The 17,233-nt window shown below is 63.2% G+C and carries 20 protein-coding genes; 9 read left to right on the top strand and 11 right to left on the bottom strand.

What is annotated here, in order from left to right:
- Window positions 1-151: 151 nt before the first annotated feature.
- The 3 genes from ACV1FX_RS38675 to ACV1FX_RS38665 all read left to right on the top strand — a co-directional run bounded on the left by ACV1FX_RS38675 (window position 152) and on the right by ACV1FX_RS38665 (window position 2,470).
- The gene (locus tag ACV1FX_RS38675) at window positions 152-1,477 is read left to right on the top strand and encodes an LLM class flavin-dependent oxidoreductase (RefSeq protein ID WP_473122752.1); all 1,326 of its coding nucleotides are present in this window, start codon (window positions 152-154) and stop codon (window positions 1,475-1,477) included.
- Window positions 1,478-1,684: 207 nt separating this feature from the next.
- Complete coding sequence (gene rpmG, locus ACV1FX_RS38670; protein WP_057756569.1) at window positions 1,685-1,852, top strand: 50S ribosomal protein L33; 168 nt, start codon at window positions 1,685-1,687, stop codon at window positions 1,850-1,852.
- An 87-nt stretch (window positions 1,853-1,939) separates the two neighbouring features.
- The gene (locus tag ACV1FX_RS38665; protein ID WP_473122751.1) at window positions 1,940-2,470 is read left to right on the top strand and encodes a hypothetical protein; all 531 of its coding nucleotides are present in this window, start codon (window positions 1,940-1,942) and stop codon (window positions 2,468-2,470) included.
- 81 nt (window positions 2,471-2,551) lie between these two features.
- Here the strand turns inward: ACV1FX_RS38665 and ACV1FX_RS38660 are convergent, their stop codons facing one another.
- From ACV1FX_RS38660 to ACV1FX_RS38630, 7 genes are all read right to left on the bottom strand, one after another.
- Window positions 2,552-3,160, bottom strand: a complete 609-nt coding sequence (locus ACV1FX_RS38660; protein WP_473122750.1) for a GNAT family N-acetyltransferase — start codon at window positions 3,158-3,160, stop codon at window positions 2,552-2,554.
- Between the two features lie 161 nt (window positions 3,161-3,321).
- On the bottom strand, window positions 3,322-3,798 hold the full coding sequence (locus ACV1FX_RS38655) for a hypothetical protein (RefSeq protein ID WP_473122749.1): 477 nt from the start codon (window positions 3,796-3,798) through the stop codon (window positions 3,322-3,324).
- A gap of 268 nt (window positions 3,799-4,066) precedes the next feature.
- On the bottom strand, window positions 4,067-5,182 hold the full coding sequence (locus ACV1FX_RS38650) for a DUF6745 domain-containing protein (RefSeq protein ID WP_473122748.1): 1,116 nt from the start codon (window positions 5,180-5,182) through the stop codon (window positions 4,067-4,069).
- Entirely contained in the window at window positions 5,172-5,516 is a 345-nt protein-coding gene (locus ACV1FX_RS38645; RefSeq protein WP_473122747.1) for a hypothetical protein, read from the bottom strand. Before ACV1FX_RS38645 ends, ACV1FX_RS38650 begins: the two co-directional genes overlap by 11 nt.
- Before the next feature lie 73 nt (window positions 5,517-5,589).
- Complete coding sequence (locus ACV1FX_RS38640; protein ID WP_473122746.1) at window positions 5,590-6,981, bottom strand: ammonium transporter; 1,392 nt, start codon at window positions 6,979-6,981, stop codon at window positions 5,590-5,592.
- A 691-nt stretch (window positions 6,982-7,672) separates the two neighbouring features.
- Window positions 7,673-9,046, bottom strand: a complete 1,374-nt coding sequence (locus tag ACV1FX_RS38635; protein ID WP_473122745.1) for a PleD family two-component system response regulator — start codon at window positions 9,044-9,046, stop codon at window positions 7,673-7,675.
- Window positions 9,047-9,058: 12 nt separating this feature from the next.
- Window positions 9,059-9,424, bottom strand: a complete 366-nt coding sequence (locus tag ACV1FX_RS38630; protein ID WP_027523000.1) for a response regulator — start codon at window positions 9,422-9,424, stop codon at window positions 9,059-9,061.
- Between the two features lie 231 nt (window positions 9,425-9,655).
- On the opposite strand from ACV1FX_RS38630, the gene ACV1FX_RS38625 reads away from it, so the two are divergent.
- Together ACV1FX_RS38625 and ACV1FX_RS38620 are read left to right on the top strand one after the other, a co-directional pair.
- Window positions 9,656-9,967 carry a DUF3572 domain-containing protein gene (locus ACV1FX_RS38625; protein WP_473122744.1) on the top strand — a complete coding sequence of 104 codons (312 nt, stop codon included), beginning with the start codon at window positions 9,656-9,658 and terminating at the stop codon, window positions 9,965-9,967.
- Window positions 9,964-11,256: a DNA polymerase IV gene (locus tag ACV1FX_RS38620; RefSeq protein WP_473122743.1), complete on the top strand. Its 1,293-nt coding sequence runs from the start codon at window positions 9,964-9,966 to the stop codon at window positions 11,254-11,256. Before ACV1FX_RS38625 ends, ACV1FX_RS38620 begins: the two co-directional genes overlap by 4 nt.
- A gap of 331 nt (window positions 11,257-11,587) precedes the next feature.
- On the opposite strand, the gene ACV1FX_RS38615 is transcribed toward ACV1FX_RS38620, so the two are convergent.
- The 3 genes from ACV1FX_RS38615 to ACV1FX_RS38605 all read right to left on the bottom strand — a co-directional run bounded on the left by ACV1FX_RS38615 (window position 11,588) and on the right by ACV1FX_RS38605 (window position 13,594).
- The gene (locus tag ACV1FX_RS38615; RefSeq protein WP_473122742.1) at window positions 11,588-11,938 is read right to left on the bottom strand and encodes an NTF2 fold immunity protein; all 351 of its coding nucleotides are present in this window, start codon (window positions 11,936-11,938) and stop codon (window positions 11,588-11,590) included.
- A gap of 135 nt (window positions 11,939-12,073) precedes the next feature.
- Window positions 12,074-12,475 (bottom strand): RidA family protein, encoded by a 402-nt coding sequence (locus tag ACV1FX_RS38610; RefSeq protein ID WP_473122741.1) that lies wholly within the window; start codon window positions 12,473-12,475, stop codon window positions 12,074-12,076.
- Window positions 12,476-12,745: 270 nt separating this feature from the next.
- Window positions 12,746-13,594, bottom strand: coding sequence for a cell envelope integrity EipB family protein (locus tag ACV1FX_RS38605; protein WP_473122740.1), 849 nt, complete (start codon window positions 13,592-13,594; stop codon window positions 12,746-12,748).
- Between the two features lie 248 nt (window positions 13,595-13,842).
- On the opposite strand from ACV1FX_RS38605, the gene ACV1FX_RS38600 reads away from it, so the two are divergent.
- The 4 genes from ACV1FX_RS38600 (at window position 13,843) to ACV1FX_RS38585 (ending at window position 17,033) form a co-directional block, all read left to right on the top strand.
- Complete coding sequence (locus ACV1FX_RS38600) at window positions 13,843-14,310, top strand: RidA family protein (RefSeq protein ID WP_473122739.1); 468 nt, start codon at window positions 13,843-13,845, stop codon at window positions 14,308-14,310.
- A gap of 16 nt (window positions 14,311-14,326) precedes the next feature.
- Window positions 14,327-15,073, top strand: coding sequence for a glycerophosphodiester phosphodiesterase (locus ACV1FX_RS38595; protein WP_473122738.1), 747 nt, complete (start codon window positions 14,327-14,329; stop codon window positions 15,071-15,073).
- A 242-nt stretch (window positions 15,074-15,315) separates the two neighbouring features.
- Entirely contained in the window at window positions 15,316-16,557 is a 1,242-nt protein-coding gene (locus ACV1FX_RS38590) for a GNAT family N-acetyltransferase (RefSeq protein WP_473122737.1), read from the top strand.
- 50 nt (window positions 16,558-16,607) lie between these two features.
- Window positions 16,608-17,033: an HIT family protein gene (locus ACV1FX_RS38585; protein WP_473122736.1), complete on the top strand. Its 426-nt coding sequence runs from the start codon at window positions 16,608-16,610 to the stop codon at window positions 17,031-17,033.
- A gap of 85 nt (window positions 17,034-17,118) precedes the next feature.
- Here the strand turns inward: ACV1FX_RS38585 and ACV1FX_RS38580 are convergent, their stop codons facing one another.
- A complete protein-coding gene (locus tag ACV1FX_RS38580) occupies window positions 17,119-17,232 on the bottom strand; it encodes an integrase core domain-containing protein (protein ID WP_473122769.1) in 114 nt (37 codons plus the stop codon).
- Window position 17,233 lies beyond the last annotated feature (1 nt).

The raw sequence follows: 17,233 nt of genomic DNA, 5'->3' as shown, positions 1-17,233 counted from the left end.
TCGTTTCCGGGCTCGCGACTTCGCGGCCCGGAAATGACGAACGTTTTGAGAGCGCGCCCAAAAACAAAAAAATGTTCCGTGCCGTCCCAGTGGCGCCGACGAAGGCCGCACCTATGTGTTCTGCAACGACACCCAGAACGGACACGGGGCGATGGCACAACGGCAACTCAAGCTTGGCGCGTTCATGCGCCCGATCTCAATTCACACCGGCGCCTGGCGCTATCCCGGCGCCTGGCCCGACGCCAATTTCAATTTCAGCCACATCAAGCAACTGATCAGGAAGCTCGAGGCCGGCAAGTTCGACGCCTTCTTCATGGCCGATCACCTCGCCGTGCTGAACATGCCGATCAATGCCTTGAAGCGCAGTCACACCGTGACCTCGTTCGAGCCGTTCACGCTTCTGTCAGCGCTCTCTGCCGTGACCGATCGCATCGGCCTGATCGCGACGGGGTCGACCACGTTCGACGAGCCCTATCACGTCGCGCGCCGCTTTGCCTCGCTCGACCATCTCAGCGGCGGCCGCGCCGGCTGGAATATCGTCACCACCTCGAACCCGGACGCGGCGCTGAATTTCGGCCTCGACGACCACATGGAGCACGCCGAGCGCTACAAGCGCGCGCGAGAATTCTATGACGTCGTCACCGGCCTCTGGGATTCCTTCGCAGACGACGCCTTCGTGCGCGACGTCGAAAGCGGCCTGTTCTTCGATCCCTCGAAGATGCATGTGCTCGACCACGGCGGCAAATATCTGAAGGTGCGCGGTCCCCTCAACATCGCCCGTCCCGTCCAGGGCTGGCCGGTGATCGTGCAGGCCGGCGCGTCGGAAGATGGCAAGCAGCTCGCGGCCGAGACCGCGGAGGCCGTGTTCACCGGCGGCGGCAGCCTTGCCGACGGGCAGAAGCTCTATGCCGACATCAAGGGCCGCATGGAGAAGGTCGGCCGCGATCCCGAGCATCTGAAGATTTTGCCCGGCGCCTTCGTCGTGGTCGGCGACAGCGTCGATGAGGCCAAGGAAAAGCGCGCGCTGCTCGACAGCCGCGTGCACTACGACAGCGCCATCGCCTCGCTCTCGGTCATCCTAGGCACGGACGCGAGCGGCTTCGATCCCGACGGGCCCCTGCCGGAAATTCCAGAGACGAACGCCAGCAAGAGCGGTCGGCAGCGGCTGGTTGACCTCGCCGCGCGCGAAAAACTCACCGTTCGCCAGCTCGCCCAACGCGTCGGCGGCTATGGCGGGCTCGCCTTCGTCGGCACCGCCAAAACCATCGCCGACCAGATGGAGGAATGGCTCCTCAGTCGCGGCTCCGACGGCTTCAACATCATGTTCCCGTTCGTCCCTGCGGGCCTCGACGATTTCGTCGACAAGGTGGTGCCGGAGCTGCAGCGGCGCGGGATCTTCCGGACAGAGTATGAAGGGGCCACTTTGAGGGAGAATCTGGGCCTGCCGCGACCGAAAAACCGGTTCTTCGAGACCTAATCGGGCCGATTTGAGTGGTTTTCGGGATTAGAGCCCCATTCGGGGCTCCAGGTTGTTGTTTTTGACGCGTTTTCTTGAGGCGAACCGGCGCCCATTTCGCTCGAAAACGCTTCGAAACCTTGACATCAGGCGGTTTCTGGCTAGGTTGCCGGCCAACGCGGGCCGTTTGGCCGGCTCCAGATTCCCATACTTTCAGAGGTCCTGAACATGGCCAAAGCGGTCACCATCAAGGTCAAGCTCGTGTCCTCGGCTGACACCGGCTTCTACTACGTCGCCAAGAAGAATTCGCGCACCATGACCGACAAGCTGGTCAAGAAGAAGTACGACCCGGTCGCGCGCAAGCACGTCGAATTCAAGGAAGCCAAGATCAAGTAAGATCGCGGCAACATGCTGAAACGACTTTGACGGGGCCCTTCGCGGCCCCGTTTTTATTTGCTGCTGTTGGTCGTAGCCTTGGCGTCCATGAGCGCAACCCTGGACGAAGGACACGTTGGTGGCTACGCGGTCACCTATGGCCGCGACGACACCTACTTCCCCGTCTACGTGACAGCGGCGCTGGCTGCGATCTTCTGCACGGCCGCCCTCCTCACCGGCGCGCTCTACTGGCTCCTGCTCGCGGCGCTTGCAGCCGGCTTCACCTACTACAACATCCCGCTGCTCGAGACCGGCCGTCCCACCATCGGCGCCAATCAATACGGCATCTTCATCCAGGCCTTCGGCCTGATCCGGTGGCGCGCCATCGAGCGCATCGATCTCGTCGAGATCGCCGAACGCGCGATGACCGTGCACGAGCTGCAAATAGTCCTCAACGCGCCGCTCACCAGCGCGCTGGTCGCCGACTGGCGCAAGCAGCCGTCCTGGCGCTGGCTGATGCGCCTGCCCTGGCGGATGAGCCACACCAACATGGTGCGGATCAATGTCGAGCCATTCGATCAGCCGCCCGACATGATCCATCGCACCTTCCTGAGGATGTGGCGCTACTACCGCAGCTAGCGTGTTCTCGTGAATCCGTGATGTCCGCGGCAGAGCGGACACGCGGCACCGAATCCCGCATGTCGGCTTGTGATTCCCATCTCAGACATCCAACGGATTGGACACTTTCACGTATCGGCACAAAGATACATATGCATCCCGCGAGCGGGAAAAGCGTTCGACAGTGTCCACGTGACCAAAGCCGAGCTTGCTAAGGATGCGCCCAGAGGCGGGGTTGTCGTGTGCATGGCTGGCCTTCAACTTGGTAAGGCCAACGTCTTCAACGGCAAAACGCGTTACAGCCTGCGCCGCTTCAAATCCATAGCCGCAGCCCCAAACGGCCCGCTCAAACCAATATCCAAGCGTTCCCTGGTGCTCGGCGACGATGTCGATATCGACGAGGCCGATCATCTTCTCTTGAAGAAAGACAGCAAACCGATATGCGTGACCCGCTTCCCATTGGTTTGAATGATCCGCAAACCACTGCTCTATCTCCAACCGGTCGGGAGGAAATGACGCCAATGACAACATACGGGTTACTTCCCAGTCATTTTGAATTTCAAAAGCTCGATCGGCATCCGTCAACCGCGAGGGCCGAAGCAACAATCGATCAGTTTTTATTGAACTGGGAGCAATGAACACTTTGGTCTTTCCGCGCAAACCGACATCGTGAACCTGTCGTTGATCGACTGCACGGAGAATATCGCTCAATAGCCCCAAGCGGCGATAGCGGGATGTCTGCTATTCCGCCGCTATCAGCGGATAAGCAGACATCCAGCCGACCGACCGGCGGTGACGCGACTGTATTTGGCGCGCCAACGCCGACGCGAGCCGTCGAGCTCCTTGTCAGAAGCCCTGCAGATGTTCCGCTGTTATGTGCCGGGAGTCTTAACGACCAGCTTGATATTCAACAGGGTGACTCCCTTGAACGGGTTCGGCGCGCTTTCGATCGTTCCTGTGCCCGTAGCGTTCGCATAGGCACCTGTACCCGAAAGGATCGTATACTCGCCCTTTGACTTGCCGTCTTTAGCCGAGCCGGTGTAGCGCGCCGTGATCGAACCCTCCTCGAACGTGTAGGTGCTATAGCCGAAGAAGGAGCCCGAGCCTTTGAGCATGTCTGAGGTATTCACGAACTCTTTCACCCCTATACGGCCGTCATTGAAGACGGCGACGCCGAACACTTTGCCCGAAGCAACCGTCTGTCCTTCGACGTTTGCGACCTCCAAGACCTTGACGTCGATCGGCTTGGTGACGAGTTTGAACTCGAGGACCTGCTCACCCGCGAAGGCATTCGAAGCTGCGGCGGCAAGCGCGGCTGATAGGAAATAGGAAGCGTAGCGCATTCGCATGATCTTCCCTCCAAATTGATTGAAAAAAGAGTGTGCCCCGCTCTGGCGGGAAGTCGATTATTAGCACAACCCAAGATCGCTTTGAGTCAAAAGATCGGACAGTCATCTTGACGCGACGAACTATTTCACTGCGCCTTGCTCTCTGCATCCAAAGACTATCGCTGCGAACAATCGCCTCAACATCATGCGTGCCTTGCTCATCGCTTTCGCGGGGACACGTGTCGTCGAGCGCGCCGAGCTCGACAACGGCGTCGCACGCCCTCGCCGTTCAAGTTCTCTGCACGAGGTGTGCATACGCCTCCACACGCATCCCATAGGTCCACGCGACCGCCTCGCGCGCGGTGCGCAGATTGGCCGGCACCTGAAGGAAGAAATGCCGGCGCGTGCCGTCCGGCTCGGGCGTGGCGTTGACGACCTCCACCGCGGCCCAGGCGTCCGCGGCGAGCCAGTTCCGCCGCCACAGGATTCCGGTCTCATCCTCGGCGATACGGGTGGCGCCGCCGAGCGCGACGTAACGCTCCGGCGTCATGATCTCAATCATGCAGCGGCGGACCTGGACGTCCGTCTGCTCGTCGATCGCGGCCAGAGTGATGCGGTACTTGTGCTCGATGATCCAACGCGGCACCTCCACCCCGCGCCAGGCCCAGATCGACCAACCATCCGGATAGCGCAGCGCCGGACCGCTGGCGTGATGCAAGCGGTCGCGCGCGTCAGCGCACAACAGGTTCGGCCGCTCTGCGAGCCAGCAGGTTTGCTCATGCGGCTGCAACCAGCCGACACTGGTCGCAAGCTGCATGAGGCCGCGCAGCGGCTGGGTCTCGGCCCGCAGGCCAACTACCTCGCGGAGATAATCGTAGACGCCGAGCCACGACAAATCGTGCGGCCCCACTGCGCTGGACGAAAAACTCCGCGGGGCCAGCATCGCCTGGCACACAGCGGACCACGATAGGCCGTAGCGGCGAAGATGACCCAGCACGGACATAGGCTGCTCAGGCACACTCCGTATCACCGCATCAGTCGCGGCGGCGACCAGGGGATCGGCGGGATTGACGGCGCGCTCAACAGTGGCAAGCAGCTTCCGATGGACCCGCCTCCCCACCAGCGAATCGGCTCTTCGACGAAGTCGATCGACCAGAACGGCGCGGACGCTGCGGCCGTCGTCGCGCGACATCCGGCCGGCAAGCGCGGCCAGCGCAAGTGGACTGTCGCACCAGACGATGCGCACCGGCGGAGCAAGTCCTGCGGCGTGATAGGCAAGCCGCACCGCCTGCTCCGCCGCGCCGCGGTCGGCAGGCGCCGTCGACCGCCGGACGGCAACCCACCGCGCGCGAAAATCCCCCAGCGCTGCCGTCTGCTCCGTCGTCAGCGCCCGTTCAATCTGCAAGGACGCGCGCATCGCGTGGCCCGAGTTCGCGCTGGCGGCGCACCCGGTAGGTCCCCCGCGGCAGCGTGAGCGGCGCGTGCTCCTCATGCGTCACCCGCGCATAGGCGGCACCGATCAGGAGATGCCCGATATAGAGCCCGGCCGGAATGTCGCGCGCCAGATCGTCGTCACGAAACAGCGTCACGCGCTCGCGGATCGCATGACAATGTCCGGTGGCCTCGCCCTCCAGCAGGACCAGCTGTGCACCCTCGGCGGTCTCAGTGAGCGTTCCCGATGGCGCCACATCGCCCACCCGCTCGATCAGCAGGTCACCTTGCGCAAAGATCTCGGTCATCGTTCCCTCTCCCGTGCCGGGGCATCCGCGCCTGCACGGATGCCCCGATTGCTTCACTATTGCTACCGCGGATCTAGTGCACGACCTCGCCATGCAGTGCGAGGTCGAGACCATCGCGCTCCATATCCTCCGACACTCGCAAGCCGACGAACAGCTTGACCACGTAGAGGATGATCAGGCTGACGACGGCGTCATAGACGAACACCGTGGCAACGCCGATGCACTGGTTGATGAATTGGCCGGGATTGCCTTCCAGCGCGCCCGCGGTGCCGCCATATTGCTCGACGGCAAAGATGCCGGTGAGCAGCGCGCCGACGATGCCCCCGACGGCGTGGACACCGAAGCAATCGAGCGCGTCGTCATAGCTGAACATGGCCTTCAGCCCGGTGCATCCCCAGTAGCAGAGCACGCCGGCTGCGATGCCGATCACGAAGGCGCCGATCGGGCCGACGAAACCGGACGCTGGCGTGATGGCGACGAGGCCTGCGACCGCGCCCGAGCAGATGCCGACGACCGTCGGCTTGCCCTTGAGCGACCATTCGACCAGCATCCAGGTGAAACCGGCCACGGCCGTTGCGATCTGCGTAACCAGCATCGCCATGCCCGCCTGCATGCCCGCCGTCACCGCAGAGCCCGCATTGAAGCCGAACCAGCCAACCCAGAGCAGCGAGGCGCCGATGAAGGTAAGCACCATGTTGTGGGCCGGCCCGGTCTCCTTGCGCTTGCCCAGCATGATGGCGCACATCAGGCCAGCCACGCCGGCGTTGATATGCACGACGGTCCCGCCGGCGAAATCGAGCACCTTGACCCAGGCGGCATCGTTGCCGGAGGCGAAGATGCCGTCAGGGCCCCACACCCAATGCGCGACCGGCGCATAGACGAAGATCGCCCACAGGCCGATGAACCAGAGCATCGCGGAGAATTTCATCCGCTCGGCGAAGGCGCCTGCGATCAGCGCCGGCGTGATGATGGCAAACGTCATCTGGAAGCAGATGTAGACGCTTTCGGGAATCGTCGCCGCGAGCGGATTGGGATTGCCGATCCCGCCCTTGCCGATGTCGCTCATGATGTCCTTCAGGAACATGCGGTCGAGCCCGCCGACGAACGGCGTGCCGGCGCGGAAGGCCAGGCTGTAGGTCAGGAGCGCGAACAGGATCGTGACGAGGCACGTCACCGCGAAGCTCGTCATCACGGTGTCGCCGACGTTCTTCTTGCGCACCATGCCGCCATAGAACAGCCCGAGCCCGGGAACCGTCATCATCAGCACCAGCGCAACGGAGGTGAGCATCCAGGCGGTGTCGCCGGGATTGGGCGTGCACTTCTCGAGGATCTTGCCGCCGCAAGCCGGCGGCCCCGCATCGTCGGCGAGAGCAACTTCGCCGAGGGCGAGGTAGAGCAGCGCAATTCCCAGCAACGCGACCACCAACGTCACGAGCCTTTGGCGCGCGGATGTTCTTGAGTCCATCGTCATCCTCCCAAGTCGCATGAGAAGTCTTCCGGCAATCGCTTTGACTGGAACCTGCGAGACGAGCGTTTTCGCGCCGGCGCGATTGGGCCAGCATGATCAGCTCGGATTTTCGGGACACAATGCTCGCGGCTCGGCGCGATGAGGTCGTCGAGCGTCGAAGGCTGGAGACTGGCGGCGACCAGCCTCATGGCTTACCGGCCTTTCCCTTGTCGCCAGGTCGGAACGCGTCAGTGACGGTTCCAATTCTTCATGCAACGACAGGCAAGATTCGCGCCGTTGAGGCGATTCAATCAACCCACTGAATGCGTTTCGATTCCCGTTTGTTGCATCGCGACAGGCGCAATGCGCGCTGCTTCACGCAGCAGCGCTTCGCCCAACGAATGAGCAGCGGCTGACGATGCCTACGCGGTTCGCAACTGGCGCGACGCGGTCCAGTGAATCAGCGCAAACGCGATTTGCGCGATGCCGGTGGCGAGGAAACGCTTGCCGCGATAATGGCTGTCGTCCCGGACAAGCGCAGCGAAGCGGAGCGCCGATCCGGGATCCATAACCACAGGATGTAGTTTTGCGAAGACTCGTGGTTGCCAGTGCTCGCCATAACCGCTCCCTGGGGTTATGGGTCCCGGCCTTCGCCGGGACGACGGCGGAGAATGTGTGCGCGTGACGCGCCCCCCTCACCTACCGCGGTTCACGCCGCCTGCGACACCACGCGGTTGCGGCCGTCGTGCTTGGCGCGATAGAGCGCGGTGTCGGCGCGCTTGAGCACGTCGGCAACGGCCTCGCCCTTCTGCTCCAGCGTGGTCAGGCCGATCGAGATCGTGACCTCGATGCGCTTGGTGCCCTTGTGGACGGAGAACGGCTCGCCCGCGATCGAGCGGCGCAGACGCTCGGCGACCATGCCGGCGACGTGCAGATCGGTCTCCGGCATCACGATGACGAACTCCTCGCCGCCATAGCGACAGGCGAGATCGATGCCGCGGATGGATTTCCGGACGCGCACCGCGAATTCGCGCAACACGTCGTCGCCGGCATCATGCCCGTAATTGTCGTTGATCGACTTGAAATAGTCGATGTCCAGGATCATCAGCGCCAGAGGCTTGCCGCGCGTCGAGGCCTGCTCGGCGAGCGTCGCCAGATGGCTTTCCATGTAGCGCCGATTGTGCAGGCCCGTGAGCGCGTCAGTGATCGCCATCTCGATCGAGTTCTGCACGTTGTCGCGCAGATGATCGGTGTAGCGGCGACGGCGGATCTGCGTGCGCGCACGCGCCAAAAGCTCGTTCTTGTCGACGGGGCGGAGCAGATAGTCGTTGACGCCGATCTCCAGCCCGCGAAGCAGCCGCGTGCCGCTGTCGGCGTCGGCAATGGCGAGAATCGGCACGTGGCGGGTGCGCTCCAGCGAGCGCGCCTGGCTGCACAGCCGAAGCCCGTCGAAATTGTTGAGGTCGAGCGAGACGATCAAGAGATCGTAATTGCCCTCGGCCGCATGGAACAGCGCCTCGGTCGGATTGGGCTCCACGTCGACGGTGTGCTCGGCGGCCAGCAGCGTTGCCAGCCGTTCATAGGAGGACTGGCGGTCGTCGACCAGAAGGATGCGGCCCCCCTTGCCGGTGTCGGCCACGGCGCTGCGCTCAGGCGCCTGCACGCCGATCTCGAGCGAGGTGATGGCGCGCATGCGCAGCTCATCCGTCATCATTTTCAGCCGCGTCAGCGAGCGCACGCGCGCGATCAGCACGACGTCGGAGACGGGCTTGGTGAGGAAATCGTCGGCGCCCGCTTCCAGGCCGCGGATGCGGTCGGCGGGGCTATCGAGCGCGGTCACCATCACGACGGGAATGTGATGCGTCGTCGGGTCGGTCTTCAGCCGGCGGCAGACCTCGAACCCGTCGATGTCGGGCATCATGACATCGAGCAGGATGATGTCGCACTCGGCTCTTCGGCAGATCGCCAGCGCCTCGGCACCGTTCGAGGCCGTCATCACGTCGAAATATTCGGCGGAGAGGCGGGCTTCGAGCAGCTTGACGTTGGCAGGCACGTCATCGACGACGAGGATACGCGCGGACACCAGAATCACTCCCTAGCCGATAAAACGCCGGACCGTCTCAATGAACTTGCCGACCGAGATCGGCTTGGAAAGATACGCCTCGCAGCCGCCCTCGCGGATGCGCTCTTCGTCACCCTTCATCGCGAATGCGGTCACCGCGACGACGGGAATGTTGCGCAGCTCCGGATCGTCCTTGATCCAGCGCGTCACCTCCAGCCCCGACACCTGCGGCAACTGGATATCCATGAGCACGAGATCGGGACGCATCTTGCGAACGAGATCGAGCGCCTCGTAGCCGTTGCTGGTGCCCGAAGTCTGATAGCCGTGCGCCTCCAACAGGTCGCGGAAGAGCTTCATGTTGAGCTCGTTGTCTTCCACGATCAGGACGGTCTTAGCCATCCCGTCCCTCCCCATTGTCAGGAGACCTGTTCGACATGTGACGCCTCAGGCGCCTTCCGCCGGCGCTTCGAAAACTGGATTCAAACTAGCCTCAGATTCGCTCTAGTTTCGTTAAACCCGAGGGCCAACTTTCCGCGAAGTGGTTTCCGGTTGCTTGTCTGGGATCACCAGACTCGGGCATGATGATTCCAAATTAGAGACCGAAAGTTAACGGAAAGGCAAACCGTCCGCTTGAAAAAGCCTGTTCAAAACCCCCGCGAAGTAGCTGAAATCGTTGCGATTCAGGCATTGTCCTTCGTCGCCGGCGATCCCGAAAGGCTCGGCTTGTTTCTGGCCGAGACAGGCATCGGCCCGGAGACCCTGCGGAACGCGGCCTCCGACCCGAATTTCCTGATCAGCGTGCTCGATTTCGTGCTGCGCGATGATGCGACCGTGAAGGCGTTCGCGAGCGCCTCGGAACTCCATCCGACCAACGTCGCCGCCGCCCGCCAGGTTCTTGGAGACGCGCTGGGCGACCCGCATTGGGAGCGCGACGTGCCGTGAGCACCCCCGACGCGGCCGGGCCCCGCTGCTTCTGCCGGGATTGCCTGGCCGACCAGGGCATGTCGGCGCGGCGCTGCTCCGCCTGCGGTTCCCCTCGCCTCGTTCGCCACCGTGCGCTCGGCACGCTGACGATCGCCCATATCGACTGCGACGCGTTCTACGCGACGGTCGAGAAACGCGACAATCCCGAGATCGCCGACAAGCCCGTGATCATCGGTGGCGGCAAACGCGGCGTGGTGTCGGCAGCCTGCTATATCGCCCGCACCTTCGGCGTGCGCTCGGCAATGCCGATGTATAGGGCATTGGAGGCCTGCCCGCATGCGACCGTGATCCGTCCCGACATGGCGAAATACGTCCGCGTGGGACGCGAGGTACGCCACGCCATGCAGGCGCTGACGCCACTGGTCGAGCCGCTCTCGATCGACGAGGCCTTCCTCGATCTTTCCGGCACCGAGCGCGTTCACGGCATGATCCCCGCAAAGGTGCTGGCGCGCTTTGCCCGCGACGTCGAGCGCGACATCGGCATCACCGTGTCGGTCGGGCTCTCCTGCAACAAGTTTCTGGCCAAGATCGCTTCCGATCTCGACAAGCCGCGCGGCTTTGCGCCCCTCGACCAGGAGGAGGCGCGCTCGATGCTGGCGGAAAAGCCGGTCGGCTTCATCTTCGGTGTCGGACCTGCGACACAGGAGCGGCTGGTGCAGCGCGGTTTCCGCATCATCGCGGACCTGCAAAAGGCCGATGAGATCGAGCTGATGCGGCAGTTTCCGAGCGATGGCCGCAGGCTCTGGCGGCTCGCGCGCGGCTTAGATGATCGCCGCGTCGAGCCAGACCGCGGCGCCAAGACGATTTCCAGCGAGACCACGTTCGAGAGCGACATCCGCGACTTCGCGACGCTGGAGAAGATCCTGTGGCGGCTGTGCGAGAAGACCTCGTCACGGCTCAAGAGCAGCGAGCTTGCGGGCTCGACCGTCACGCTGAAGCTGAAAACATCAGACTTCCGCCAGCGCACGCGCTCGCAGTCGATCAACGCGCCGACGCAGCTCGCCGCGAAGATCTTTTCGATCTGCCGCGAGATGCTGGCCAAGGAGATCGACGGCACCGCCTTTCGCCTGATGGGCGCCGGCGTCAGCGCACTGCGCACGGGCTCGGCTGCCGACGACACCGACATGCTCGACCGCCGCGCCGCCCACGCCGAACGCGCCATCGACGGCCTGCGCAAGAAGTTCGGCAGCGCCGCGGTGATCCGCGGCATTGCGTATGATGGGCCGGAGAAGACGGAGCAGGAGTGATCAGCGCGCCTGTCGCTGTGGTCACGGTCGATCGCCACGTACCTTGGTGTCGTCCTGGCGAAAGCCAGGACCCATTACCACCGGCCGTGGTTTGGCGAAGACTTGTCGTTGACAGCTAAGCGCAACAACTTCTCCCTGGGGTAATAGCTCCTGGCTTTCGCCAGGACGACCAGTGTGGCGCGCAGCAATCTCAAGAATTGTAGCTCCTCATTCTCGCGACATGATTTGTCCGAGTCTTACCGTTCGTTTCGTCCTCTCCTCAAAGTGAGCGCGCAGGGAAGACCGTGTGCACGCCGCACCCGAGGTGCAGTCGCGCACCGTTGCCTCTCTCTCATTGTGTATGATAGGCGCGCAAAACCTTGAGAGTTTTCTTGTCAATGATGACGACCGGCGTGCCCCCCGCCATGCTCTCCGGCAGTTGGTAATCCACCGTCCAAGTCTCCTCCGTACTTCTGGCTCTTGGCGGCCAACCAATGAAATCCGTCGCAGCAGTGCTTGTGATAATCGGCGGACATCCAGCGAGATCGAAATTAGGAAAATGAGTTGCCACGTAGTCTCGCGCGACTTCGACCGCTTTGAGCTCGACCTCGCTCAACGCGGGCTTCTCGGCCTTGGAATCACCTGCAATGACACCTGTAGCGATGAAGCAAAATGCAGCAACGATGTAACGGACGGCTCTCATGTGTCATCTCAGGGTATCTTCGCAATGGGCACTGTCAGGTCGGCTGTCAAGCAAGAGCTCGTTGGATGGGTGGAGCGTTCGCTCCACCCATCCAACGAAACTGCCCTGTGCTCCTCGCAACGATGCGGGGCAACCTCAATCCACAACCGCCACCGCCTCGATCTCGATCAGCCACTCCGGCGCCGCGAGCGCCGTGACACCAACCAGCGTGCTGGCCGGCGGCTCCATGCCCTCGAAGAAGGCCGAGCGCGCCTTGCCGATGATGGGACGCAGCTCCGGCTTGTAGCCGACGACGAACGTCGTGATCTTCACGATGTTGGCGTAGCTCGCGCCGGCGGCTTTGAGCGCCAGGCCGAGATTCTGCATCACCTGCGTCGTCTGCGCGGCAAGATTGCCTTCGCCGACCACCCGCCCCTCCTCGTCCACGGAGACCTGCCCCGAGATGTAGATGGTGCGCGCACCGGAGGCCGTGACGACGTGGGAATAGGCCGGATTGTGGTGCAGGCCGCTCGGGCGGAGATGATCGATCTTGGGCATGTGCGCCTCCCTGATGTTCGTGGTTGGGAGGAGCGTAGCGGGAGGCGAGCTTGCGGGCTAGAGATGAAGTGACAGCGGCCCCGTCATCCTGAGGTGCGAGCTGCGCGGTGCGAAGCATCGCGCAGGGAGCCTCGAAGGATGAACGGCCCCGATGCTGCAGCCGGGCCGTCGCCCTTCGAGGCCTCCGCTATGCTCCGGCACCTCAGGGTGACGGTGATTCATTCAGGCACGTAGCCAGTCGAAGAGCCGCCCCGGAATGACCGCTGGCGATCAATTACACGGCTTCGTATCCTTGACGTCGAACTTGCCGAGTGCGCCCGAGATGACGAAATCGTTGTAGTCGAGCACCAGCGCACGAGAGACGCCGTTTTCGTAAAGCTCGAATGACATCGCGTAGACGGGGGTCTGCTCGCCCTCCTTCTGCTGGGCTTCGCGGTCGAAATAGCTGACGGTGACCGGCCAGCGTGTCAGCGACTTCATGTGCTCATCCGCCGTCGACGGATCGGGGGAGGACGCCGCGCGGTCGGCCGGGATGGGCTGGCCGATCACGGTCAGCGTGTTGTAGACCTTCTCGCCATTGTCGGAGCCGTCATAGACGGAGAGCTCGAGCAGCGGTTTGCCCTCCTTGGCGGCGGCGATGATGCGCTGGATCTGCTCGGTCGGAAACACCGTCCTGCCGTCGAGCGTGAAATTCTTCGTCACCGGCAGCTTCAATTTGACGTTGATGTGGTCGCCATCGCGCTCGGCCGATCCGTCGACCTGGCTCGAATCGGCATCGTTCATCCGCGTCTCGATCTTGAAGCGATAGCTCTTGCCCGACGCGTCCTCCCAGGAATTGGAGCGGAGGTCGCTGAGCGTGATCTTGCCCTCGCCGCTGTCGAGCTCGGAAACCTGGCGGAATTCCGATGTGTAGCCCTCGCAGGAATTGCCGGCGAAATTGTAGAGGATGCGCCCGCGCGCGCTGTTGATCGAACTCGAACGAGATTTGACGAGGCTCAAGTCGTACAGGGCCTGGTGCGAGAGGAACGGACCATTCGCGGCCTCAGCCCCGCCAGAAACGCCGACAGCGACAGCCACGAGCGCAATGACACCGAGCGACGTCCGGAAAAGGTGCACCATGAATATTCCTTGGGGAAATCGAGATTCGTCATTTTAATGACCGTCGCATTGCGTCGCAACTGCGGCCGCTTCACGGAAAGTTGCGCGTTTTCCCCGAAAAGCGCGGCCTTGCCTCGGAAAGATGCACCCCTGCCGGACGCCCGGTGCACCGCCCCCGCCGCCTTGCATGTCACCGCGCAATCGGCGAAACAGGCGCGCCGGCTGGCTTGAGCCGGACAGAATTTCCCAGATGACATCGAGGTCGGAACATGGCGGGCACGGTCGAGCAGAAACTGGCGGAACAGGGCATCACGCTGCACGAGGCGCCCAGTCCAGTGGCCAATTACGTGCCGTTCGTGCGCACCGGCAATCTGCTCTTCGTTTCGGGCCAGGTCTGCTTCGATCCCGCCGGCAAGCTCATCGCCAAGGGTAAGCTTGGTGCCGGCCTCTCCATCGAAGAGGGCGCGGCGGCCGCGCGCGGCTGCGCCATCAACCTGCTCGCGCAGGTCAAGGCGGCGCTCGGCGATCTCGACAAGGTCGTGCGCGTGGTGCGGCTCGGCGGCTTCATCAACTCGGCGCCGGATTTTGTCGACGGACCGAAGGTGCTGAACGGCGCCTCCGACCTGATGGTCGCTGCCTTCGGAGACAAGGGCCGCCACGCCCGCACCACCGTCGGTGTCGCCTCGCTGCCCGCGGATGCGGCGGTCGAGGTCGAAGGCGTGTTCGAGGTCGCCTGATCCGGGAGCAAGAGACGTGCGTGCTCCGGATTGGCTGACGGCGCGGCCGGTCGCGCATCGCGGCCTGCATGACATTTCACGTGGTATCGTGGAGAACATGCCGGGCGCGGTGCAGGCTGCGATCGCGGGCAAATTCGCCATCGAGGTCGACATCCAGCTCTCCGCCGACGGCGAGGCCATGGTGCATCACGATCATGCGCTCGGCCGCCTGACGGAGGACGAGGGCGAGTTGATCGAGAAGACCGCGGCCGAACTCAGGGCCGTCAAGTTCAAGGACACGTCCGAGCGGATGATGTCGCTTTCCGATCTCTGCGCCATGGTCGCCGGGCGCGTTCCGCTGGTGATCGAGGTGAAGAGCCACTTTGCCGGCGACCGCAAGCTCGTGAAGCGGATGGCCGAGGTTCTGACGTCCTACCAGGGCCCCGCCGTCGGCATGTCCTTCGATCCGGACCAGGTGCTGGCGCTGCGCGAGCTGTTGCCCTCCCGCCCGCGCGGCATCGTCGCGCAGCGGTCCTATGAGGACGAGTACTGGGCGAAGCTGACGCAAGCCCAACGCGACAGCATGCTGTACTTGCGCCACGGCTTGCAAACTCAACCGCATTTCGTTGCCTTCAAGGTCAACCATCTGCCTGCGCCGGCGCCGTGGATTGCGCGCAACGTCTTCGGCTGCGCCCTGCTCGGCTGGACCGTCCGCACGACCGAGCAGCGGACGCGAGCCGGGCAATATGCGGATCAGATGATCTTTGAGGGGTTCGTGCCGTAGGCTCCATGGTTGCATAGCGCAAGCTCTCGCGTCCCGGACGCGCTGCAACGCGCCAGCGTTGCTGCGCAGAGCCGGGACCCGTCTCTCCGCAAGCTCGTGCGGCATGGGCCCCAGTTCAGAGGCGCAGCGCTGAAGGGCGCTGCGCCGCGTCCGGGGCACGAGAGCATGTCGTGTGGTTCCCGCCCTCTTGAAGTCGCTGCTGCAATGCACGATCTTCTCTGGAGGGTTCTTCAAGATACGCGATGGCATCATCCGAAATCACGCTCGAGGCCGTGCCTTCCATCGGCGACGTTTCCGCTGAGGACTGGGACGCCTGCGCCAATCCCAACAGAGCTTGCAACGGACATGGCGCGGGAACCTCATCCGAGCTCCCAGGCGATTCCGCTCGGCTCTTAAGACCGTCCTATAACCCGTTCGTCTCTCACGCGTTTTTGTCCGCCGCGGAGAATTCGGGTTCGGCGACCGCTCGCACCGGCTGGGGAGCACGGCATCTCGTCGCCAAGCTGGACGGCCGCGTCGCCGGCGTCGTGCCCTGCTATCTGAAATCGCATTCGCAAGGCGAGTACGTGTTCGACCGCGGCTGGGCTGACGCCTATCAGCGCGCCGGTGGGCGCTATTATCCGAAGCTTCAGGTCTCGGTTCCCTTCACGCCGGCGACCGGCCCGCGCCTCCTGATCCGGGAGGGCGTCGACCGTGAGCGCATTGCGTCTGCGCTGGCGAGCGGGTTGATCGCGCTGTGCGGGGTGAGCAAGGCCTCCTCGGTGCATGTCACCTTCGCGCGCGAGGCCGAATGGAAGCTGCTCGCCGAGCACGGCTTCCTGCAACGGACCGACCAGCAGTTCCACTGGCACAATGAGGGCTTTGCGACCTTCGACGACTTCCTCGCCACCCTGAATTCGCGCCACCGCAAATCGATCAAGCGCGAGCGGCGCGATGCGCTTGCCGCCGGCATCACCATCCACTGGCTCACCGGCCGCGATATCACCGAGGAGGCCTGGGACGCCTTCTTCGACTTCTACATGGAGACCGGCTCGCGCAAATGGGGCCGGCCGTACCTGACGCGAGAATTCTTCTCGCTGATCGGCGAGACCATGAACAACGACGTGCTGCTGGTGATGGCGCGCCGCAATCACCGCTGGATCGCCGGCGCCATCAACTTCATCGGCTCGGATACGCTGTTCGGCCGCAACTGGGGCGCGGTCGAGCATCATCCGTTCCTGCATTTCGAGGTCTGCTACTATCAGGCGATCGACTTTGCGATCAAACACGGCTTGAAGCATGTCGAGGCCGGTGCGCAAGGCGAACACAAGATCGCGCGCGGCTACCTGCCGCGAACGACGCATTCGGCGCATTTCATCGCCGATCCAGGCCTGCGCCGGGCGATCGACGATTATCTCAAGCGCGAACGTGCCTATGTCGCGGAAGCCGGCCGCGAGCTTGCCGAGTTGGGCCCGTTCCGCAAGGACGCCGAAGAGGCGCCTTGACGGCTTCTCTTCGGTGATGACAGTAGGGCCGCAACTTCAGGAGCTGCCGCATGACCGCCTACGATCCCAACAATGTCTTCGCAAAGATCCTGCGCGGCGAATTCCCCTGCTACAAGGTCTATGAGGACGAGCACGTGCTCGCTTTCCTCGACATCATGCCGCGCTCACCCGGCCATACGCTCGTGATCCCGAAAGCCCCGGCCCGCAACATCCTCGACATCAAGCCCGACGACTACGCCCATGTCGCGCGCGGCGCGCACAGGATCGCTGCCGCCGCGATGAAGGCGTTCGATGCCGACGGCATCACCGTGCAGCAGTTCAACGAGCCGGCCGGCGGCCAGGTCGTGTTTCACCTGCACATGCACGTGATGCCGCGCCACGACGGCGTCGCACTGCTGCCGCCGGCGAGCCGCAAGGAAGACGGCAAGGTGCTGGAAGAGCATGCGGCGAAGCTGATCGCGACGTTGAAGGGCTAGGCCTTTCCGTCATTGCGAGGAGCGAAGCGACGAAGCAATCCAGAATCTTGGATTGCTCCGCTTCGCTCGCAATTGTGCAAGTTCACTAATTCGCTGATCGAATGGTCTGGGTCTGGACCTCGGCAAATTCCTTTGGTGTCTTGCCGCCGAGGGCCTGATGAGGCCTGAAGTTATTGTAGTAGATTACATACTCGAACAGC

Source organism: Bradyrhizobium ingae, from assembly GCF_055791185.1.
The sequence above is the reverse complement of the archived record's forward strand: the minus strand, read 5'-3'. Positions and strand labels throughout refer to the sequence as shown.